Source organism: Endozoicomonas sp. GU-1, assembly GCF_027366395.1.
GTDB lineage: Bacteria > Pseudomonadota > Gammaproteobacteria > Pseudomonadales > Endozoicomonadaceae > Endozoicomonas.
Genome location: NZ_CP114771.1, coordinates 5,061,285 through 5,082,723 on the forward strand (window position 1 = coordinate 5,061,285; position 21,439 = coordinate 5,082,723).

Here is a 21,439-nt window from a genome sequence, read left to right on the forward strand (position 1 = left end):
GGATTAAATCGGAGTCATTATTTGACTTGCGTGTTGTTGTTTTAATTTATGTCAATATTTCTTCTTTTCTATCAGTATTTTACGAAGTTTTTTGTGGACCATTGCGGTCAGATTTCCTTGTTCATTTCTGGGGTAAGGTACTTTTTCCCTGAACTTGAATACCATCACTTCATCAGGAAGTTTAGGTTCTTCGCGGGTTTTGCCAAGAGTCAGGAACTTAATGACTGCCTGACTACATTTTTTATCAATGAACAGCGCGTGCGTGGTGCGTTTAACCCACTCTTTACCCTTGGTTAAATGATAAGTAGTTAACCAAATGAAATCGTATTTTCTGACTAAGTGGGCAGTCACTCTGCGGCGTTACAACTACGGTCACATAGCTACGACTATGCTCCCTACGTTGTGCCTTGCATAGTAACTGCCCACTTAGCCAGAAATATACGATTCCATTTGGATAACTACTTACTTGCGGGGGGGGATTTCCTGCTGATTGTTGCCAGGTTCCGGGAGGCTGGCCGTCCCACCATGCCGGAACTTATCCGGATTTTCAGTGTCTTACTATTTATAGGGAAAAATAATAATTATCTCAATATGATGGCAGAGTGCATTCTCTGCTTCGGACTAAGCAGGTGGCCCCATGGCAGAAGCTGTATCCATGCAATTAGCGGTACCCACGCAACCGGCGGCATCCATGCCGCCGGATTTGCCCAATTCCGGCCAAACAGCCAATGTCAGCTGTACTGAACTGACCAAAGAAAAGAATCTGTATGTTACCGATGCTATGGGTAACTCCAGGCAGGTGCGGCTGGTGGAGCGTTGGGAGCTGCGGACTGTTCAAAACAGGCTTTTTGCCAAGCCATTAGGAAGTGAGTTAAGAGAGGTCATTGGGAGGAATATTACAAGCCAGTGCCCGCAGACACCATCTTCGCTTACAGCGCTGCCTTTAATGCCAGTAGCGGTTTCACCGCCAGCTTTTATCAGCAATGCGGCCTCAGGTAACAGGATATGGACGGCCTTACCTGATAGGTCGATTGCCTCTCTCTTTACCACACCACCTGCACTGCATGTTGTGGTCTGTGGACCTGACCTGACAGAAAGTCCGTCAGCGCAAAGTATCATTGAGGTGATAGCAAAAGTAGCACAACTGATTGCCCTGTTAACGGGTGGCAGTGCTCAGATCATTGATGCCGGACAGGGGGAGCCTGAGGATCACGCAGCGTCCCAGGGGGGCAGGGTGCCCTTGTCTCAACAACATTCAATCAGTGAACTGTTAGGTAACCTTATTAACAGTCTCATGTTGCAGGGGCGTCCGGAAGATATTCAAAAAGCGATGGAGTTATCCAGATTGGCGGAGAAGCTGTCGCAGGCTTTAAAAGATGCTAACTCACTGACAGACTCTGCTTTATTGCAAGAAGTTGACTCTCTTTTTAATCAGTACTCCACTAACGCTGAAATTGCCCCTGAAAAAGGACTTGCTCTTGTTAATCGGCAATACCATCCGGATGTATTTAAGCCAGGGGTAGTTAATGGGCTTGGCACTGGAGTGGAGCATGATGGATTATCTGCACCAGCAAAGTCCGGGGTGAATAATGGGCATGGCGAGAACAGGCTGAAAAACGGGGAAGGGCCTGTTTCCCCGGGGAACAAAAGTGCAAATGAAGCTGTTCGCCCTGAGTCAGGTAACAAGGTCGCTATTAATACCAGTGCCAATACCAGCGTCAATAATAGTGCAACGGCCATCAGTTCCGCTCAGGCAATGGGTTCGTTAAACCAGTTGCTTGCTTCAATGGGGTTGGCCAATATCGCAGCACAACCACCTCTGGCTGTGGAAAGTGGCCCAAAGCAGCTGCCTCCCATTATTTTGCCAAATACAAATCCTGGCAATCGGCTCGATAAAAGAAGGAAAAGCAGGAAAGAACTTAAAGAAGAGGAAGAAAAGAGAGGGAAGGTACGGGGGCGTCTTTTCTATTTGATGAGGAGCCTTTTGAGCCCTTTGATGATGATGAATAAAGGCAATTGTCTGTCCATTCAGGCCAAAAGTACACCGATCTTACCGCTGCTCAATAAGGCAAGAAAATAATGGATTAATTATCTCAAATTTCATGTAATCAAGAGCTAAATTTTTTTACCAGATCATGTTGAAGATTTAATCAGAAACTGAACTATCTCCTGATCGATGTGTCAAAAGGATGTATTTCCAAACAACGAACTGTATTTAGTATCAAATTATGGACTCTCTCGCATCGAATTTTAAGAATCGGGATCTGGTTTCCAACGCCGTGAAGTCTCAGGATCAAACTGAAGATAAGCAGGCAGAAGGAAAAAACTCGCAATGCACATTTCGTGGCCGACTCGTCAAATTATATGATGTCATTCCGGAATTTGAACTCAAGGCTGCCAATAAAGTTATTGATGATGAAACAAATCCTGATTTCAATAGCGTTATCAAAGGCTATCCAGAGTCAGAACTTCGATCTGTGAAGTATCAGATACGTACCATTTATGAATCGACGAAATCATTCTGCAAATCGGCACTGGTTATTCCTGAATACAGTCCTGCTTTTTTTCACATTCCTCTGACCGGTGATAGTGGGCCCGGCATTACCGGCCTCCTCCTGGATGACCGCTGCGAACTTATGAACAGAGAAGCTATTGAACCTGAACTCAGAAAATATGTTAACTCGGATGCAGTTATCAATTTGTTATTCAGTGCGATTAAAAGAATGGCTTTTGAGTTGCAATTGGGTGGCCACACCATAAATATTCCGACAGCCGAAATTCTACGTTACCCTGTAACTGCGCAAGTAACATCGGATAAAACGGAGCATGGCTGGTACCACTTTCACGATGAAAGCTCATCTTGCAAGCCCACCATCAATATGATGGTAACGATGAACAAAAAAATTACGGATGCTGGATGTGGATATAGTGGTGGAGACATCAACACCGCGTGTAAAAGTGAAACAGGCTCAGATCCAATTCCTGTAGAAGGAACCATTGAGTCTTATGATGTTAGTGTCGAAAATAGCGCCATCCTGTTCAAAGATGACCCTGATTTGATTTTTCGCACTAATAATGCGTTTCTGGTTGGTGATGTAGCCATTGCAGAAAAACGCGTGCTTGCCTTAAAAGTAACTGTCGATAAGTAGTTGGGCAAATGGAATCGTATATTTCTGGCTAAGTGGACAGATACTTTGTAAGGCCCAGAGTGTCTGTCAACTTAGTCAAAAAAACAGGATTTCATTTGGTTATCTGCTTAATAATCACAAAACCCCTTCCTGATACCCATCCCGTTTCTAACGGGGCGGGTATGGGATAGACCTTGAGATCAGTATTAGTAGCTTGGCACCGGTAGGGTAGTCATCAGCTTGCGATTAATTGGCAACAATATTCACCAGTTTACCGGGAACCACAATCACCTTGCGGACTGTCAGGCCATCGGTAAACTTGCTGACGTTTTCATGCTCCAGGGCCAGCTTCTCAATGGCGTCTTTATCGAGGCCTGCCGGTACTTCCAGTTTTGCCCGCACCTTACCATTGACCTGAACCACCAGGGTGATGGCCTCTTTCTTCAGCGCTTCCTCGTCAGCTACCGGCCATGAAGCATCCAGTACCGGCTCAGAGTGACCCAGAGCCTGCCAGATACTGTGCATGGCATGAGGTGCGATCGGTGCCAGCATCAGCGTGGTAGCCTCAATGGCTTCGCGCATGACGGCGCGGCCCTGACTTTGTGCATGGCTCACCTGGAACTTGGCGATGGCGTTATTCAACTCCATGATCGCGGCAATGGCGGTATTGAAGGTCAGGCGGCGCTCACAGTCATCAGAAACCTTATTGATGGTTTCATGCACTTTACGGCGCAGATCCTTTTGCTCTTTGGTCAGGGCGTTCAGATCAAGAGCGGCCACAGCACCACCGGCAATATGCTCTGCGGCCTGCTTCCAGAAGCGACGCAGGAAACGGTTGGCACCTTCTACAGCGCTTTCAGACCACTCCAGGGTTTGCTCCGGTGGCGCAGCGAACATGGTGTATAGACGGATCGTGTCGGCACCGTACTGATCAATCAGGTCCTGCGGGTCGATACCGTTGTTTTTCGATTTGGACATCTTGCTCATGCCCGCATGTTCAACCACTTCACCTGTCGCTTTCAGGGTAGCCTTAACCAGACGTCCTTTGTCGTCAAACTCGCTGTCGACATCGGTCGGGGCAAGCCACTGTTTGACGCCTTTTTCATCAAGCTTGTAGAAGGTGTCAGCCAGTACCATGCCCTGACAGAGCAGGCGCTTGAACGGCTCATCGCTGTCGACCAGGCCGGCATCACGCAGCAGCTTGTGATAGAAACGGGAGTAGAGCAGGTGCATCACTGCATGTTCAATACCACCAATGTACTGATCCACCGGCAGCCAGTAGTTGGCCTGCTCAGGGTTCAGCATCTGGTCATCAGACTGTGGCGAGCAGTAGCGGGCGTAGTACCAGCTGGACTCCATGAAGGTATCAAAGGTATCAGTCTCACGGGTGGCAGGCTGGCCGTTGTGGGTGGTTTTTGCCCACTCGGGATCGGCTTTGATGGGTGACTGAACCCCGTCCATTTCCACGTCTTCTGGCAGCAGCACCGGCAGATCTTCCAGAGGAACAGGAACCTCAGTACCGTCTTCCAGGTAGCGCATCGGAATTGGTGCCCCCCAGTAACGCTGACGGCTGACACCCCAGTCGCGCAGGCGATAGTTCACCTGACGCTCACCTTTGCCTTCTGCAATCAGGCGGTCGGCGATGGCATTGAACGCCTCTTCTGAGCTCAGGCCGTCAAACTCACCGGAGTTCACCAGCTTACCCTTGTCCGTAAAAGCCGCTGCGCCAAGGTCAATGGCTTCGCCATTGGCAGGCTCGATAACCTGTTCGATGGGCAGACCAAAACGGGTGGCAAACTCGTAGTCCCGCTGGTCATGGCCGGGAACGGCCATCACTGCACCGGTACCGTAATCCATCAGTACAAAGTTGGCCGCCCATACGGGTAATTCACGCCCCGTGACTGGGTGAATGGCCCGGATGCCGGTATCGACACCGACCTTTTCCATGGTGGCCATTTCGGCTTCAGTCACGGCATTGGATTTGCAGTCATGGATGAAGGTGGCAAGGGCAGGGTTATTGGCCGCTGCCGCTTTGGCCAATGGGTGCTCTGAGGCAATGCCCACGTAGGTCACGCCCATCAGGGTATCTGGTCGGGTGGTGTAAACCTTGAACTCCTCTGGGGCACCTTCAGGCCCATTGGCAACCTTGAAGGTCATCTGTACGCCTTCGGAGCGGCCAATCCAGTTGCGCTGCATGGCCTTGACCTGTTCTGGCCAGTGCTCGAGTTTATCGAGGTCGGCCAGCAGTTCATCGGCGTAGGCGGTGATTCTGACAAACCACTGAGGCAGTTCTTTACGTTCAACGACCGTATCACAACGCCAGCAGCGACCATCTTCAACCTGCTCGTTAGCCAGTACGGTGGCGTCGTTTGGACACCAGTTAACGGTGGCCATTTTTTTGTATACCAGGCCTTTTTCGTAGAGCTGGGTAAAGAACCACTGCTCCCATTTGTAGTAATCCGGCTTACAGGTTGCCAGCTCACGGTTCCAGTCATAGCCGAAGCCCAGGCGCTTGAGCTGGCCTTTCATGTAATCAATGTTTTCGTAGGTCCAGGGGGCTGGTGCCGTCTTGTTTTTGATGGCGGCATTTTCGGCAGGCAGGCCAAAGGCATCCCAGCCCATCGGTTGCAGGACATTCTTGCCGCGCATACGCTGGTAGCGTGAAATCACATCACCAATGGTGTAGTTACGAACGTGCCCCATGTGCAGTCGGCCACTGGGGTAGGGGAACATGGAGAGGCAGTAGTACTTTTCTTTGCCCTTCTCTTGTGAAGTGCCTTCGGTGACAGCAAAGCTGTCATTGTCTTCCCAGAATTTCTGGGCTTCGCTCTCAATCTGATGCGGTTGGTAATGCTCTTCCATCATCGCTCAACGGGCTTAATGTAAAGGATCGCTTTGATGCTTTCCTGAAAGCAGTCCGGTGAGGAAAGCTTTGTGGAAAACCAATCAAAGAGTCAGGGAAACTAATAACCCGCAAGGATACAACACTGCCTGCGCAACTGCACTTTTCCTGATGATTTATCCACACAGATTGTCTCGTATTGATCTATATCATCCGGCCTGACTGTCAGTGTTTGGTAAGGTGGCGATCCTTTTTTAATCTTCATCATTCATTCTCACTTTCTGGAAAACATAATGAGCGATATCGCGATATCCATATCGATCCTGTCGCTGGTGGCCGTGCTGGGCCTGTGGATAGGTAACTGGCGCATCCGTGGCGTCGGTATGGGCATAGGTGGCGTGCTGTTCGGGGGTATTCTGGTGGGGCACTTTGTCTATCAGATGGATATCCATCTGGACAGCCACACACTGGAGTACATCAAGGAGTTTGGCCTGATTCTGTTTGTTTACACCATCGGGATTCAGGTGGGGCCGGGTTTCTTTTCATCGCTGAAAAGCAGCGGTCTGAAACTGAATGCCTTTGCCGCAGGGCTGGTACTGCTGGGCGGGGTGGTGGCCACCGTGCTTCATCTGATGTTTGATGTTCCCCTGCCCGTTGTCCTGGGGGTTTATTCGGGCGCTGTGACGAATACGCCTTCTCTGGCGGCGGGTACCGGCATTCTGGCCGAGCTGGGGACGCCAGAGAACATGCTGGCACTGCCAGGTTCTGCTTATGCGGTGGCTTATCCGTTCGGTATTTGTGGCATTCTGCTGAGCATGTGGTTTATCCGGCGACTGTTCAAAATAGACGTTAACGAGGAAGCGGAAGCCTTTGAGAAAGTGTCCGGTACCGGAAAGGAAAGTCTGTATACCATCAATGTGGCCATTCGAAACCCGAATATTGATGGTCTGGCGCTTCAGGATGTTCCGGGGCTGAATGACGGTGAGCTGGTCTGTTCCCGACTGAAGCGTGGGGAAGAACTGATTGTCCCCAGGGGCAATACGACAGTGGCGTTGGGTGATATTCTCCATCTGGTTGGCAGTCGGCAGAAATTGCAGAATGCCCGCCTTATTCTCGGCGAAGAGGTGGACGCGTCCCTGACCACCAAGGGGACGGAGCTCAGAACTTCCCGGGTGGTGGTAACCAATGAGAAGGTGCTGGGTAAAAAGCTGATCGACCTGAAATTCAAGCAGCGTTATGACGTGGTGGTTTCTCGCCTGAACCGTTCTGGTGTGGAGCTGGTGCCCAACCGGGACGCGACGTTGCAGTTTGGTGATATTCTCAACCTGGTTGGTCGCCCTGAGTCGATTGATGCGGTGGCCAATCAGGTGGGCAATGCCCAGCAGAAGCTGCAACAGGTTCAGATGATGCCGGTGTTTATTGGTATTGGTCTGGGGATTCTGCTGGGCTCTGTGCCACTGACTATCCCGGGCCTGCCTGCGGCGCTCAAGCTGGGGCTGGCCGGTGGACCTCTGCTGGTGGCGTTGATTCTTGGTCGAATAGGCAGTATTGGTCGTTTATATTGGTTTATGCCGCCCAGTGCCAACCTGGCGTTGCGGGAGATTGGTATTGTTCTGTTTCTGGCCGTGGTTGGTTTAAAGTCCGGGGAAAACTTTGTGGATATCCTGGTGCATGGGGATGGTGTGCAATGGATGCTCTACGGCGCAGTGATCACCCTGGTGCCGTTGCTGGTGATCGGTATTACCAGCCGTATGTTTGGTGGGCTTAACTATTTGAGCCTCTGTGGCCTGCTGGCAGGTTCCATGACGGACCCACCTGCGCTGGCCTTTGCCAACAGTCTGCATGAAAAGTCTGGAGCAGCGGCACTGTCCTACGCAACGGTTTATCCGCTGGTGATGTGTTTGAGAATTTTGTCGCCGCAGATACTGGCAGTGTTGCTGTGGGGGCTCATGTAAGGAACTGTCCTGAGGGCTGGAACTAAACAGCGCTGGTAATGGTCAAAGCCGTCTTAGTACCAGAAAATATAACCGGTTGTTGTTTCAGAGGATCTAGAGGAACTCAGATTATGCCTGGCGTTTTACAGTCCTTTTCAGTGATCACACCCTCAGGTCGACAGGTAGATGTTGCCTTTAGCAATGATTCATCGCAGATATCCGCACTGAGTAGCCTGGAATGCATTCAATGCAGAAATATCACCTACAACGGCAGGAAAATTGATGGCTGTCATCATACGATCTGCCAACCTTGCATAGATAACAACGATTCATTAGCAACAGGAGAGCATAATTGCGATGGTATTATCGTTACCGGCAAAACATTAACCAGCTACAGTATAGAGACTAGGACGTTTCTGGATAATCTGATTGTTCTCTGCCCCTTTAGCAATTGTAACCAGAAAGCCCTGCTGTCAGAGGTTGATCAACATATCAGGGAGCATCCGGCTGTTGAGCAACACATCAGAGACCAGATAAACCCCGCTAATGGTTCGCTCAGTGAGATTCAAATAGCTAATCATCCAGATGAATTGCCTCCGAACTCCCAGTGGATTGAACATGAAGGCATAATCTATTATGTGGTTGAATCGAATCCTCAGTGACTCTGTGGCATTAATAACTCAGCAGAGTATCAATCACTTCTTAACTCATTGTTGGGTGATATCGGTGTTGGCAGTCTGAATACCACCAGGTACGTAGAAACTATAAAGGTTAGAATTGCCGCCCCTTCGATCAGTAATGCGGTCTCCTGCTGGATTCTTCCTGCCGTCATGGCACCATAGGCCAGGAGTAGTGAGAATTCACTGCTCTGCCCCAAGCGTAACCCCATTTCTGCCGCATTATCGTGTCGTTCGCCTGCCAGATGCTTCAGCAGATATTTAAACAGTATGGGCTTGGCCATTAATACGATCACTGACGTCAATACAATAGCCAACAGCAGATGGCTTTTCAGCATCGGTTCAAACTGGGCTCCAACCGAAAAGAAAAACAGAATCAGAAAGAACTCCCTCAACGGTTTCAAACCCTCGGCAATAATCAGTGAGATTGGCGATGTAGCAATACTGACTCCGGCAATAAAAGCCCCAATCTCATGGGACAGACCAAAAGACTCCGCCAGTTGCGCCGCTGTCAGGCACCAGCCCAGAGACACCAGAAAAATATACTCAGAGATAATGTCGAAACGCCCCATTAGCGGTAGCAGGACGTAGCGGACAAAACACCAGGCCCCCAGGGCAAATGCACAGGTTTTCAACGGCAGTAATAGCGCTTCGATATGGGCCCCACCATTGCTGCTGTAAAGAATCAGAATGGTCAGAATGGCCAGAATATCTTCAAACAGCAGGATACTGATCATCACTTCACCGGTTCTCTTATGGTGCAGTGTTGTGGTAGGGATCAGCTTTAAACTGAGTACAGTGCTGGAAAAGGCCAGAGACAGGCCAGCGATCAACGCTTCTGTTAATGGAAAACCAAAGAGCAGGGCAAGAGTGGCACAGATCATGGCACCAACAGCGCTCAGGCAGAGAAAGGTTACCAGCGCCGTTTGTTTTAACTGTTTCAGCAGGTTTCTGGGGTGCAGGTGTAACCCCAGCAGAAACATTAACAGAATAATCCCCATGGTGGAGATTGCTTCAATATGTCCATCATCCATGACCACATTCAGACCCTGGGGACCAATCAGCATGCCAAGGCCTATATAAGCGAGAATAATGGGTTGTTTCAGCCAGACAAACAGGGTGCCCAGTAACGATGCGCCACCAAAGATGACAGCCATTTCCAGAACAAGATGCTCAAACGGTCCTTGCACAGCGTAAACCTTATCGTTAAAACTATGGGACTGTTCAGGATAGTTGATCAAACAGGTTGGGATTGTCCGATTTTCAATGAGCGTGTCACAATACCGTGTCGTCACTAAAGTTTTCCCTTTCCGGATGGCATGTGGGGTCGTTTAGAAAAACAAGTGGACTCTTTTTTTTCATGTTGCTGATTTGGCTGATCATAATGGGACTGATTTTTAAGTCATGGATTGCCTGGCTGGTACTGGTCATTCTTTATCTGCTCTCAACCCAGCCGGTCGCATCGCTGCTTATTCGCAGCCTTGAGCGCTACCCGGTCTTTACGCCGGGGCAAACCCACCCTGTAGAACCTCAGGCAGTGGTGATTCTTGGTGGTGGTTTACCTCGTATTAGCCCCGAGATGTCAGGCTTTCGCCCTTCCATGTTTACCCTGGAGCGACTCCGTTATGGCGCATGGCTGAGCCGTCAGACTGAGCTGCCGGTGATGGTCAGTGGTGGCGGTTTCCGACCGGAAGCCGCCATCATGGCAGAAAGTCTTAAACAGGATTTTGCAGTGGAAACACGGTGGTTGGAGGATCAAAGTACTACAACCTGGGAAAATGCAGTGTATGCCCGTGCAATGCTGCCTGAGGATATTCAGTCGGTTTTACTGGTGACCCATGGCTGGCACATGCCAAGGGCCGTTCTCAGCTTTGCACGAGCGGGTTTTCAGGTGATTCCGGCACCGGGTATGCTGGCCAATGCCTCAAAAGATTTCCGTATCCGTCGATGGTTGCCCAGTGCCCGTCATTTGAGCGACAGTGAACGTGCTTTCAGAGAGTACGCCGGGTATTTATGGTACTGGCTGATCTATCGCAGCTGAGAATACCAAATAGTGTTTTCCAACAATCAGCCACCCCGCTCATAATCCACCGCATCCGGCGCGGTCAGGAATCCCATTTGAACCGGTTTGTTGTTGACACTAGGCAGGCTTCGGGGGGAATGAGTGGATGCTATTGCTTTCAAAAGACACCCTGCACACCAGGACTTTACATATCACCGTTTGAGCTTGCGGTGATTTTCCGGTTCCATTTTTGTATAAGGAATATTGGACGAAACTTTTTGCTGGATTGCTAATCAAAAGATCAAACTACTTAGTGTCGAGAGGATATTTTGATGGATGCCCCCGGAACTCAGCCTGTTGATCCGTACAGACATGTGTCTGGTGAGGCGATTGCCAGTGGTGGAACTGCTTCAACTATGGAGCAGAAGGTGCTTGATTTTTCCAGGTGCCGACACGTATCTGATTTTGCTGAAAAGGCAAAACCTCTGGCTTCTATGGCTGTTGAAGCATTACGTATTGGCAGGGAGGTTGATTGCCCTCTTGGTATGAACCCTCTTCACTGGGCATGTGCAGCGGCAGACTCTCAGGCATTTCAGGTGATTTGTCATTCAGTTTCCCGTGAGCGGATTGTATCACTGTTTAATGAACCCAATGGGGCCAGATCAGTCGATGAAATGGCCTATGAAGTTGCTGGTAAAGTGGGTCCGGCAATAAACAGGGATTGCCCGGATCAAATACTGGTTTTTCTGTTAAACAGTGCTCCCGAAGCGCTGCGGACGGAATATTACCAACTGTTTCGATCCATCAAGGCAATATTAACTCCGGGGGATTTAAAGGGGCAGGCTGCCAATAATACAGGTAATAACCGGTTTAATCTGGCAGCCGGTGGCAGGGAGGAGGTGGTGCGGTGGTACTGTGATATGTTCAGGGCTGACCCTGACTATCAAATCGCCATCAATCATCCGACCAATGCGGGTGTAAGGCCACTTCATCACGCAGGCAGAAGTGAACATCCCGAGAGGGTTAAAGTATTTGCATTATTGTTAGCAGAAGGAGCCTGGCCGAGTTTGGAAAATCTGGACAACCAGGGTAAATCGCCATTGGATCATCTCAAGCCTGATGAGCGGATGATTGATCAGATAATGGGTTATGTTGTGGAATATCTGGGGTTATCCGGGCTGGAAGAAGCTGAAAGACAGAGTAGGCTGGAAACGATAGTGTCTGGACTTATTGCTGCGTTTGAACGATTTGAGCAGGAGGTGGATTTAACCAGAGACGTCACCCTTGGGAAGACCATGGCTCCTTAGGTCAGGGTTTTACCATTATTTTTTTATCTTCAGAAATTAAAATAAACAGAAAAAACCAGTCAGTAGAACCGGCCATAGGACCGGTTTCAAAATTATTGTTAATGAAAAAGATTAAAATATTTCGAATCTGACTCGCCAGTATTGTGTTGTTGAACTTCAACCCTACCTTTGCTCGTTGCAACCACCTTGCAATATTTTTCATCAGACGTTACCCAGGTTAAATAATGGGATTCTTTGCTATGTCCCTTATCTACGGTCACTCTGACAAGTTCAGGCTGACCTGAAGAAGGGAATATTCTAAAACAAACTTCTGCTCCCGAACCATTTATGCGATACCAGTCGGTAATAAGGACTGAGGCCATAGAGGTATTGGCTGTGATTATACTGATTAGTAATAATAATGTTTTCATGTCTTCTCCTTAAGCTATCTTATGGAAAACCATTAGAGGCCAGTTTCCAGCTTGGCCTGATGTATACTCAAGGTTTTCCGTTCATTAATGCTGAGTTAATTGTAAACGGTGTTAAATTAGCAATTTGCGTCCATACAAATCACTAACCGTTTAGTCAGTTGAGATAACACCTTGTGCTTTTCAGGGGGGTATTAAGAGGCAGTTTTAAAAATCTTTCGGTTTACTGAAATACTGCTTCACTTTATTGACGTCTTGTCCGAATATTAAAATACAGCGGTAGTATAACCATCAGAAAGCCAAGTAATAACACTGGCCAGGAGCCGTAGACCATAAACGGCGTCTGCCCTGTCCGAACCTCTGCGGTTGCTGACAAAACACCATGGGTAAAGCGCGGAATCGTTTTTACCACACCTCCCTTTTCGTCAATCAGGGCGGTAATGCCATCATTAGTGGCCCGGATCATAAAGCGTCCGGTTTCCAGCGCTCGCATCCGGGCAATCTGGAAATGCTGGACAGGGCCAATGGATTTGCCAAACCAGGTATCGTTGCTGATGGTAATCAGCAGCCCACTCTCTTGCGCCATTTGTGCGACAAAGTCCGGGTAAACCACCTCATAACAGATATAAGGGGCAATGGTTGCCTCGCCCGCCTTGAGTAAGGTCTGTTCTGAGTCTCCACGGGAGAATTCCGACATGGGCAGGTTAAAGAAATCAATCAGCCCGCGCAGCAGGGACTCCATGGGAACGTACTCACCAAATGGTACCAGCTTCTGCTTGTCGTAGCGGCCGGGGCCGTCTGCGGCTAAATAGCCTTCTCCCAGAGACAGAATACTGTTGAAGTAACGGGTTTCGCTGCCAGCATTATCATCCACTGGCATACCAAGAATTAATGTACTGTTATTCTGACGGGCCAGTCTGTCCAGCTGGGCCATCAAGCCCCGGGCACGGTTATAAAACAGTGGAATGGCATTTTCCGGCCAGATAATCAATTCCTGCTGCCACTGGTCTTCACTCAGGCCAATGTAATTAATGATGGTGGTGTGAATAAAGTCAGGGTCCCACTTCAGGTTTTGGGGGATATTTCCCTGTACTGCGCTGAAGGAGATATCACCGTTTTTTTCTGTCCATGCCATGTTGTTGAGTGGCCACGAAAGCCCCCAACCTGCCAGGGCAATGAAGAAAGCAATAATATTGGGTGTTCTCTGCTGTTTAGCCGGAATAATCAGGGCAAACAACAGGCAGACTGTGGCTACCAGCAGCAGGCTTAAGCCATAGGTTCCGATAACGGGAGCCAGCGCAGCAAAGGGCGTGTCCAGAAGTGCATAGCCCGATAACAGCCACGGAAAGCCAGTCAGCAACCAGCTGCGCACCCACTCAAACAGCACCCAGAGCCCTGAAAACATCAGTGCCTGCTGCCAGGGCGGTAGTGGCCCGGCTTTTCGTTGATTAAGCCAGCTGTAAAGCAGGAAGACCGGCATGATCATCAGGGCGGAAATGCCCAGGACAAAAAGCCCGGTCAGCAGTCCGGCCAGTATCGGGGAAGCGGCCCCAAATTCATGGATACTGACGTATATCCACGATGTACCGGCCCCAAACATCCCGACGCCAAAAAGAAAACCGCACATTGTTGCGGTCTTGACGGGTAATGTTCGGGTCAAAAGAAAGATAATGCCAACAGCCAGCATGGGAACTGGCCAGAAGTCAAAAGGGCTGAAGCCCAGGGGCATGGCCGCACCTGCGGCCAGCGAGAGCAGGTAGCGCGCAACCTGAAGAGATGAACGGGACGTCGCAGCAGGCATCAGCAGGGGGTTACCCGCAACAGTCGAATCCGACGACCATCGGCGTTCAGTACATCAAAGCGGAAGCCGGAAATTTCCACCGATTCATTACGGGTTGGCATGTGGCCAAACTCCTGCATGACGATACCACCAATGGTATCAAACTCATCATCCGGGAACTTGGTGGCAAACTGCTCGTTAAAGTCTTCAATGGGCGTCAGCGCTTTGACAATAAACGCGTGTTCAAGGTCATCCGCCGGTTTGATAAAGGTATCTTCATCAACATCGGTTTCATCCTCGATATCGCCAACAATCTGCTCAAGCACATCCTCAATGGTGACCAGTCCGGCAACGCCACCAAATTCATCAATAACGATAGCCATGTGGTTACGGTTGGTGCGAAACTCCCTGAGCAAAACATTCAGGCGTTTGCTTTCCGGGATAAAAGTCGCTGGTCGTAAATGGTTCTTGATATTGAATTTGCCCCCGGTGTTAAGAATCAACGGCAGTAGATCCTTGGCCAGCAGAATACCGATCACTTCATCTTTGGTATCGCCGATAACTGGGAAGCGGGAGTGGGCTGACTCAATAACCTGGGGCAGGAACTCTTCCGGGTTCTGGTCTTCATCCACACAGACCATCTGGGAGCGGGGGATCATGATTTCACGAACCTGCATGTCCGCGACCTGAACAGCGCCTTCGATGATGCTCAGCGCTTCATCATCCAGCATGCCCCGGCTTCCGGCATCTCGCAGTATGCCCAGCAGTGCGTTGCGGTCTTTGGGGTCCTGGTGAAATATGCTGGTCAGTTTGTCCATCCATGATGGTGACGGATGATCTTCCGTCGAATGGTCGTCGCTCATTGCCCTCTGTCTTCACGGCTATGCCCACCTCCCGGTGGGCGGTTTACTGATGAATGTGTTAAACGTGATCCAAAGCCAGTCAGGATGACTCTCTGTCCTGATAGGGATCAGGATAGCCGAGCTGACCGAGAATTTCCGTCTCCAGAGTCTCCATTTCTTCGGCTTCCTGATCGTCAATGTGATCGTAGCCAAGCAAGTGCAGTGTGCCATGAACCATCATATGAGCCCAGTGGGAATTGAGACTTTTTTTCTGTTCAATAGCTTCCTGCTCAACAACAGGGACACAGATAATCAAATCCCCCAGTAATGGCAACTCCAGTTCGGCAGGCAGATCGGAAGGAAAGGACAGTACATTGGTTGGCCCTTCCTTGCCCCGCCATTGCCGGTTCAGCTCGGCACCTTCCTCTTCATCGACGATCAGGAGGCTGATTTCAGCTTCCTGACGGTGTTGGCCAACGGCAGCTGCGGCCCACTTTTCCAGCTTACTCTGTTCGGGAAGCTGTGTGCTGCGGCTGTTAATCATCACATCGATATGAACCGAGGCCATTATTGTGCGCCTCTGGGTGATGAAGAGCCCTCAGCGGGTAAAGAGCCCTCAGCTGGTAAAGGGCCCTCAGCGGGTAAAGAGCGTGCAGAGTGGTGAGCAGAAGGTTGCTTACCCGGTCGGGAATGCTTTCCTGTTGACTGCTCCTGGGTCAGTTTGTCGAAACGGTCATAGGCCTGCACGATCCGTTGTACCAGGGGATGGCGTACCACATCCTTGGCGTTAAACCAGGTAAAGCCGATACCGTCGACCCCTTTAAGGACTTCAATGGCACTGGCCAGACCGGAGCGTGTCCCCCGGGGCAGGTCAACCTGGGTGATATCACCGGTAATCACGGCGGTAGAGCCAAAGCCGATACGGGTCAGGAACATCTTCATCTGCTCCTGAGTGGTATTCTGGGACTCATCGAGAATAATAAAGGAATTATTGAGTGTCCGACCCCGCATGTAGGCCAGCGGGGCAACTTCAATCACATTTTTCTCTATCAGTCGGTCAACCCGCTCAAAACCGAGCATTTCATACAGGGCATCGTAGAGAGGCCTGAGATAAGGATCGATTTTCTGGGACAGGTCGCCAGGCAGAAAGCCCAGTTTTTCCCCCGCTTCCACCGCAGGACGCACCAGCAGAATGCGACGGATCTGTTCTTCTTCCAGGGCCTGTACCGCAGCGGCAACGGCCAGGTAGGTTTTCCCGGTACCCGCAGGGCCGATACCGAAATTGATGTCGTGCTGCAGAATCGACTTTACATAACTTTGCTGGTTAGGCCCCCGGGGCGTAATCAGGCCTTTGCGGGTACGCAGAGAGATCAGCTTGTCTGTGGGTTCTTCGTGTATCCACTCAATGGCCGATTCCTGCAGGAACAGGTGAACCGTGTTAGGGCTGAGGGGGTCGTCCTTACCGGTTTCTCTGAACAGTCGCTTGACGACTTCGCCTGCTACCTCCGCACGGCCATTGTCACCCTGGATAGCAAAGACATTACCACGATGACGGATGGTGACACCGAGACGTTCTTCGATCTGTTTCAGGTGCTGGTTGAATTGCCCACAGAGTTCGGCGAACCTCTGTGGCTCATCAGGCTCAAGAGAGAAGCGGCAGACGTTTTGATCAGTGGCATTATGGCCAGAGGCGTTGTTACTTCCGGAAGAGTCCTGTCCTTGTGTTTTGGTATTCAAAGTCAGTATTTAGCCTTTACTGCAAGTGGATTCAGGTAAGATATTACGATGGTCTCTGAATGTAAGCCAGTCAGAAAAGAGAGGCATTACGCCTCTTTTTCTCAGGCTACGCTGTCCAGCTCGGAACTGATCAGCGTACCACGCAGAGAGTGCGGCAACGCTTCAACAATCTCGACATCCGCAAAGTGGCCAATCAGGCGAGGGTCAGCACACTGGAAATTCACTACCCGGTTGCACTCGGTACGCCCTGATAATTGCCCCGGATCTTTCCTGGAGTAACCGGTCACCAGAATCTTCCGGGTGCTGCCAACCAGACGACGGCTGATCTGAATAACCTGCTGATTAATGCGGTTCTGCAAAATCTGCAGGCGCTGTTTCTTCACTTCCTCGGGAACATTGTCTTCCATATCGGCGGCGGGAGTACCGGGGCGCTTGCTGAAGATAAAACTGAACGAGGCATCAAAGCCCACTTCCGCAATCAGGTTCATGGTGTCTGCAAAGTCCTGATCGGTTTCACCCGGGAAGCCGACAATAAAGTCTGAGGAGAGCTTCAGGTCAGGGCGGATAGAAAGCAGCTGTCGTATTTTCTTCAGGTAGTCTGCAGCAGTGTGCTCCCGTTTCATCAGTTGCAGGACCCGGTCAGAGCCACTCTGTACCGGCAGGTGCAGATGGCTGACCAGCTCGGGCACTTCGGCGTAGACATTGACCAGGCTGTCGGAAAACTCCAGAGGGTGAGAGGTGGTAAAGCGGATACGGTCAATCCCGTCAATGGCAGCCACCACCGTGATCAATTCCGCCAGGTCACAGACGGTGCCATCGTGTTTCTCACCGCGATAGGCGTTGACGTTCTGCCCCAGCAGGTTGATTTCCCGAACGCCTTTTTCCGCCAGGCCATAACATTCAGCAATAACGTCATCCATGGGACGGCTGATTTCCGCACCACGGGTATAAGGAACGATGCAGTAAGTGCAGTACTTGTCACAGCCTTCCATAATGGAGACAAACGCCGTTGGACCATCCACACTGGGTTCCGGCAAACGGTCAAACTTTTCAATTTCCGGGAAGGTAACATCCACCACGGGAATATGGTTGGCCTTGCTGGCATCAATCATTTCCGGCAAACGGTGCAGGGTTTGCGGGCCAAACACCACATCAACCTGAGGTGCCCGTTTACGGATCTCATCACCTTCCTGGCTGGCAACGCAACCGCCAACGCCGATGATCAGGTCCGGGTTTTTCTCTTTCAGTTTTCGCCAGCGACCCAGCTGGTGGAACAGCTTTTCCTGGGCTTTTTCCCGCACGGAGCAGGTGTTTACCAGCAGGACATCCGCCTCTTCCGGATTGTCCGTCAGCTCCAGGGTATGAGTCTCGCCGAGCAGATCAGCCATACGGGCGGAATCGTACTCGTTCATCTGGCAACCATGGGTTTTGATATACAGTTTTTTGCTCATTTCACACTTTACTGGCTTGTGCCGGGAGGCTGTGTAGGGGTAGTCCACCCTGCGGGCGCTATTCCCAAACAGCCTCCTGGAGGGCTCAAACCTGCAGCGAGGCCAAGCCTGTTGTTCATAAACCGGGCATTATAGCTACCCTGCACCATGGAGGATAGTCAAGGATGAGCCCGGTTAAACCGTGATTACATAGATTGTATTGTGGTCATTGCAGAGTGCGGGCGTGGGATGACGAATAATCGATCCGGTCAGATTTGTACATTCCAGTGCATTTAAGCAAACCATTGCGGTCAGGCTTTGTGTTATGATCTGCACCCTGAAATCCTATGGTCAGCTCAAGCCGTAACACGCCTGGGCAGAATTAACGTGGTACTAGAACCTAATGGCGAAAACCCCCATTTTCCGTGTGATTTTTCAAAATCAGGGCGAAGTGTTTGAAATCTACGCCCGACAGATCTTCCAGAGTGAACTCTGGGGTTTCATTGAGGTTGAGGAGTTTGTCTTCGGTGAGCGCAGTCAGCTACTGGTTGACCCGGGCGAAGAGAAACTGAAGGCAGCGTTTGACGGTGTAAAGCGCAGTTACATTCCACTGAATACCATTATTCGTATTGATGAGGTGGAAAAGAGGGAACCGGCAAGGTATCCGAAGCACAGGGTGATAATGTCCGACCCTTCCCCGTGATGCCCCATATTCCCAGCAGGGACTGAACTTAACCGCTGGTTAGGCAGTCACAGCTCGTATCCATGGCATCAGCACTGTCATGCTTTGGCCTGTGCCGGTAGTGGGGGGATATTATGGATTCACTGTCAGATTCTCTTAAGTCACTGGAAGTTGGCAGTGCTGTCCCCGGGGACAGTGATGCGATGTCTGCTTCTGGTTCAGCCTCAGCCATCGCGTGGGGACGAGAGCTGGCAGTGGTTAATGTCTCATCACCGGCATGTTCAGAGTTCCCCGTTACTACGCTCCCTGACGTGGCTCCCCGCACGGCTGCAACCGTTATAGCTGATCATGGCCCCGGGCTGTTAATGGGAAATCCGGTTAACAGCGAAAAGAACAACCATTTATCGAGCCGGGAAAAAGTGGTCGCGGTGATGTCTGCCTTTGGTACATCGCACCCCTTCGATAGCCGGGCGATAATGCGCATTTTAGCTGCATGCATTTGTGATGAAGAAGAGCAATTGTCTCCCTTCGTCAGTAATGGTAAGAAATGCAATTTTCTGTTGTCAGGATTTCTGGCTTTGCAATATGCCGGGGAGCCTGAGGCCACTGAACCCATCCTGGCAAAGCTTAAGAATATTGATAAGGGTTTTCTCGACCTTTATCTCAGGGCAGTTGAGCTATATTTGCTGATTTCCGGGCAGTCACCCTCTTCTATGGATTATGAGCAGGTGCAGGAGCTTTCTCAGTTGGTCCGGGAGACTGAATTTTTTCCTGCCGCCTGGCTGCTGGTAAAGCTGAGTTGTAATACGGATAAGCTGTTGCTGGTTTCACCCTTTCTGATGCCGCGTTTGCTGGTCCCGTTCCTGAATCGGAGCGATGAAATAATTATGTTGCAACGGGCTTTTGTCCGGGAGCTGATGGATGCATTGACTACCCTCCTCAAGCTGACTAACAAACAATTCAATAGCTGTCTTGAAAAAATGACGCCACGGGACTTGTTTATGATGGATTTGGGAGGGGTGCTAATGGGTGCCAACATCAAGCCTGAGTTCAAACCATTTGCTGACTATCCGGAAGGGCTGAGACAGATCATTACCTTGGACTGGAGTGACATTATTCGTTCCCGGCAGGAAGGTGGCAGGCTCGAACTTCGCTCCAGGCGCAACCGCTATAACCATAAGGATATCAGGCAAGTGTTTGATGAATCGGGGGCGAAGTTGCGGGTATCGAAAGGGACAATAAATAATCTGATTGGCGGGGTATTCAAGGATGCAGGCAAGGGGGATACGAGAAGAAGACTGTATAAGTACTTCGAGCAACGTCTTGAGGCGAAGGAGTCACGCTTTGTCAGTGGGCTCATGAAGTTGACCAAAGGGCTGATGTACCTTTGTTCCACAGGGTTTGAAAAACATCCGCTGATCGCCCTTATACATCTGGCTAATGCGGCAGACAGTGGCTTGTCCCCGCTGCTGCTCAAAGATGCCGGTGATATTAACCTGGGCTTTGGCCGGTTTGAAAAGTCCCGGGAACTGTATCAACAGCTGCGCAGCTTACCCGGTTTGCCAGAGTCCCTCGGGCGAAGGCTGGATTCATTAATTGAAATCTGTGAATTAAATATTCCTGCCGTCACCAGCACTGCGGCGTCAGATGCTGTTAAAACGCCGGTTGCCGTTGAAGCTGGCAGCACGAAAAGCAGGAAAAAAGGAAAAACACGTCAGCGCAGCAGAACAGAGTCCAGAGGGGACGTGGTTGCCCCGAAGCAGCGCAGCCCGGATACGGAGCAAACACCTGCAGTTGCCCGGCTGGTTGAGCAGAGGCATTCGCCGTCGGTGTCTGATTTGCCTGAACGATCAGATTCTGCAAACAGCGAACATCCGGATAAGCCCCCGGAAGCGGTACAGATAGACCAGCTTTCACCGGTTACATCTTTGAGGCCAGTGCCTGAGAAGGTGGCCGGGACAACGGCCTCACGGCAGCTGTTTATGCCAAGGGGGGGGCGCTTCAGCGATAGTGATTTGATGGTTCAGGGGTTTGTTCGGGAGATTAATGCCCATCGGAACAAAAGTGATCTTGCCAGTGAGAAGTTGTGTATTGAACAGTGGCTGATGCATGACCAGGTCTATGGGCGTGTTTGCGAAGATGCAGCCTGGTTCTATTTGCGGCAGTGTATTTTTCCCGAGCAGATGAACGCGGTCATCCTGGCCGGTGACCAACTGAATGATGAGAAGGAGGCAAAATGGCAAATGCTGCACTTTGCTCTGGATTGGGTCTCCCGGGCCATGGCCTGTTACCTGGCACAGCCCATAGAGAAGCGTATCCTCAGTGGCCGGTTGCAGGAGATGTTGATTCAGCGGCACCATCAGAACCCGGAGCAAAAAAAGGACGCTGAGGCCTGCAAGCGCCTGCGATCCGGATGCTCCGGTTTTGGCCATGTTTTTTCTGAGTTGAGTGGCCTGGTCAGCAGCCACAAGCTAAGAAAAGTTTATGAAGACAAGGGGCATGAGTTTTTTGCGTTAAAACGCATTGCCGATCCTCTGTATTACCTAGGCGGCTGTCCGAGAATAGACTGCCCTACTGCGGTGTTAGCAAATTGGTCTAAAAAGTCGGAAATTTTTAGTAAATAGAACCACTATTCACTAAAAATTTCCGACTTTTTATCCTCAATTTTCTG

The 21,439-nt window shown here is 50.4% G+C and carries 17 protein-coding genes; 8 read left to right on the forward strand and 9 right to left on the reverse strand.

The annotated features are described in order from the left end of the window. Positions 1-51: 51 nt before the first annotated feature. Entirely contained in the window at positions 52-351 is a 300-nt protein-coding gene (locus O3276_RS21155) for a hypothetical protein (RefSeq protein ID WP_269673079.1), read from the reverse strand. A 286-nt stretch (positions 352-637) separates the two neighbouring features. Here O3276_RS21155 and O3276_RS21160 point away from each other — a divergent pair, with 286 nt between their 5' ends. Both O3276_RS21160 and O3276_RS21165 read left to right on the forward strand, forming a co-directional pair. Beyond that, positions 638-2,080, forward strand: a complete 1,443-nt coding sequence (locus O3276_RS21160; protein WP_269673080.1) for a hypothetical protein — start codon at positions 638-640, stop codon at positions 2,078-2,080. 148 nt (positions 2,081-2,228) lie between these two features. Continuing rightward, entirely contained in the window at positions 2,229-3,149 is a 921-nt protein-coding gene (locus O3276_RS21165; RefSeq protein ID WP_269673081.1) for a hypothetical protein, read from the forward strand. Between the two features lie 225 nt (positions 3,150-3,374). Here the strand turns inward: O3276_RS21165 and leuS are convergent, their stop codons facing one another. Then, complete coding sequence (leuS, locus tag O3276_RS21170; RefSeq protein ID WP_269676032.1) at positions 3,375-5,990, reverse strand: leucine--tRNA ligase; 2,616 nt, start codon at positions 5,988-5,990, stop codon at positions 3,375-3,377. Between the two features lie 273 nt (positions 5,991-6,263). On the opposite strand from leuS, the gene O3276_RS21175 reads away from it, so the two are divergent. After that, complete coding sequence (locus tag O3276_RS21175; RefSeq protein WP_269673082.1) at positions 6,264-7,925, forward strand: putative transporter; 1,662 nt, start codon at positions 6,264-6,266, stop codon at positions 7,923-7,925. A 110-nt stretch (positions 7,926-8,035) separates the two neighbouring features. Beyond that, positions 8,036-8,566 carry a hypothetical protein gene (locus O3276_RS21180; protein WP_269673083.1) on the forward strand — a complete coding sequence of 177 codons (531 nt, stop codon included), beginning with the start codon at positions 8,036-8,038 and terminating at the stop codon, positions 8,564-8,566. A gap of 29 nt (positions 8,567-8,595) precedes the next feature. On the opposite strand, the gene O3276_RS21185 is transcribed toward O3276_RS21180, so the two are convergent. Beyond that, entirely contained in the window at positions 8,596-9,876 is a 1,281-nt protein-coding gene (locus O3276_RS21185; protein WP_269673084.1) for a cation:proton antiporter domain-containing protein, read from the reverse strand. Between the two features lie 89 nt (positions 9,877-9,965). On the opposite strand from O3276_RS21185, the gene O3276_RS21190 reads away from it, so the two are divergent. Further along, the gene (locus O3276_RS21190) at positions 9,966-10,622 is read left to right on the forward strand and encodes a YdcF family protein (protein ID WP_269673085.1); all 657 of its coding nucleotides are present in this window, start codon (positions 9,966-9,968) and stop codon (positions 10,620-10,622) included. 293 nt (positions 10,623-10,915) lie between these two features. Continuing rightward, positions 10,916-11,890 carry an ankyrin repeat domain-containing protein gene (locus O3276_RS21195; protein WP_269673086.1) on the forward strand — a complete coding sequence of 325 codons (975 nt, stop codon included), beginning with the start codon at positions 10,916-10,918 and terminating at the stop codon, positions 11,888-11,890. Between the two features lie 98 nt (positions 11,891-11,988). Here O3276_RS21195 and O3276_RS21200 read toward each other — a convergent pair whose 3' ends face one another. The 6 genes from O3276_RS21200 to miaB all read right to left on the reverse strand — a co-directional run bounded on the left by O3276_RS21200 (position 11,989) and on the right by miaB (position 18,107). Continuing rightward, positions 11,989-12,300: a hypothetical protein gene (locus O3276_RS21200; RefSeq protein WP_269673087.1), complete on the reverse strand. Its 312-nt coding sequence runs from the start codon at positions 12,298-12,300 to the stop codon at positions 11,989-11,991. Between the two features lie 241 nt (positions 12,301-12,541). Beyond that, positions 12,542-14,098: an apolipoprotein N-acyltransferase gene (lnt, locus tag O3276_RS21205; RefSeq protein WP_269673088.1), complete on the reverse strand. Its 1,557-nt coding sequence runs from the start codon at positions 14,096-14,098 to the stop codon at positions 12,542-12,544. Further along, on the reverse strand, positions 14,098-14,940 hold the full coding sequence (locus tag O3276_RS21210; RefSeq protein ID WP_269673089.1) for a CorC family transporter: 843 nt from the start codon (positions 14,938-14,940) through the stop codon (positions 14,098-14,100). Before O3276_RS21210 ends, lnt begins: the two co-directional genes overlap by 1 nt. 79 nt (positions 14,941-15,019) lie before the next feature. Next, the gene (ybeY, locus tag O3276_RS21215) at positions 15,020-15,487 is read right to left on the reverse strand and encodes an rRNA maturation RNase YbeY (protein ID WP_269673090.1); all 468 of its coding nucleotides are present in this window, start codon (positions 15,485-15,487) and stop codon (positions 15,020-15,022) included. Next, positions 15,487-16,656 carry a PhoH family protein gene (locus tag O3276_RS21220; RefSeq protein ID WP_269673091.1) on the reverse strand — a complete coding sequence of 390 codons (1,170 nt, stop codon included), beginning with the start codon at positions 16,654-16,656 and terminating at the stop codon, positions 15,487-15,489. Before O3276_RS21220 ends, ybeY begins: the two co-directional genes overlap by 1 nt. A gap of 101 nt (positions 16,657-16,757) precedes the next feature. Continuing rightward, positions 16,758-18,107 carry a tRNA (N6-isopentenyl adenosine(37)-C2)-methylthiotransferase MiaB gene (miaB, locus tag O3276_RS21225; protein ID WP_269673092.1) on the reverse strand — a complete coding sequence of 450 codons (1,350 nt, stop codon included), beginning with the start codon at positions 18,105-18,107 and terminating at the stop codon, positions 16,758-16,760. A gap of 382 nt (positions 18,108-18,489) precedes the next feature. Between miaB and O3276_RS21230 the strand changes: the two genes are divergently transcribed. Together O3276_RS21230 and O3276_RS21235 are read left to right on the forward strand one after the other, a co-directional pair. Further along, positions 18,490-18,789: a DUF1820 family protein gene (locus O3276_RS21230; RefSeq protein ID WP_269673093.1), complete on the forward strand. Its 300-nt coding sequence runs from the start codon at positions 18,490-18,492 to the stop codon at positions 18,787-18,789. Between the two features lie 113 nt (positions 18,790-18,902). Next, complete coding sequence (locus O3276_RS21235) at positions 18,903-21,392, forward strand: hypothetical protein (protein WP_269673094.1); 2,490 nt, start codon at positions 18,903-18,905, stop codon at positions 21,390-21,392. Positions 21,393-21,439 lie beyond the last annotated feature (47 nt).

Coding starts and splice junctions, on each gene's coding strand:
- O3276_RS21160 (WP_269673080.1), top strand. CDS start 638: ATGGCAGAAGCTGTATCCATGCAATTAGCGGTACCCACGCAACCGGCG.
- O3276_RS21165 (WP_269673081.1), top strand. CDS start 2,229: ATGGACTCTCTCGCATCGAATTTTAAGAATCGGGATCTGGTTTCCAAC.
- leuS (WP_269676032.1), bottom strand. CDS start 5,990: ATGGAAGAGCATTACCAACCGCATCAGATTGAGAGCGAAGCCCAGAAA.
- O3276_RS21175 (WP_269673082.1), top strand. CDS start 6,264: ATGAGCGATATCGCGATATCCATATCGATCCTGTCGCTGGTGGCCGTG.
- O3276_RS21180 (WP_269673083.1), top strand. CDS start 8,036: ATGCCTGGCGTTTTACAGTCCTTTTCAGTGATCACACCCTCAGGTCGA.
- O3276_RS21190 (WP_269673085.1), top strand. CDS start 9,966: ATGGGACTGATTTTTAAGTCATGGATTGCCTGGCTGGTACTGGTCATT.
- O3276_RS21195 (WP_269673086.1), top strand. CDS start 10,916: ATGGATGCCCCCGGAACTCAGCCTGTTGATCCGTACAGACATGTGTCT.
- O3276_RS21200 (WP_269673087.1), bottom strand. CDS start 12,300: ATGAAAACATTATTATTACTAATCAGTATAATCACAGCCAATACCTCT.
- lnt (WP_269673088.1), bottom strand. CDS start 14,098: ATGCCTGCTGCGACGTCCCGTTCATCTCTTCAGGTTGCGCGCTACCTG.
- O3276_RS21210 (WP_269673089.1), bottom strand. CDS start 14,940: ATGAGCGACGACCATTCGACGGAAGATCATCCGTCACCATCATGGATG.
- ybeY (WP_269673090.1), bottom strand. CDS start 15,487: ATGGCCTCGGTTCATATCGATGTGATGATTAACAGCCGCAGCACACAG.
- miaB (WP_269673092.1), bottom strand. CDS start 18,107: ATGAGCAAAAAACTGTATATCAAAACCCATGGTTGCCAGATGAACGAG.
- O3276_RS21230 (WP_269673093.1), top strand. CDS start 18,490: ATGGCGAAAACCCCCATTTTCCGTGTGATTTTTCAAAATCAGGGCGAA.
- O3276_RS21235 (WP_269673094.1), top strand. CDS start 18,903: ATGGATTCACTGTCAGATTCTCTTAAGTCACTGGAAGTTGGCAGTGCT.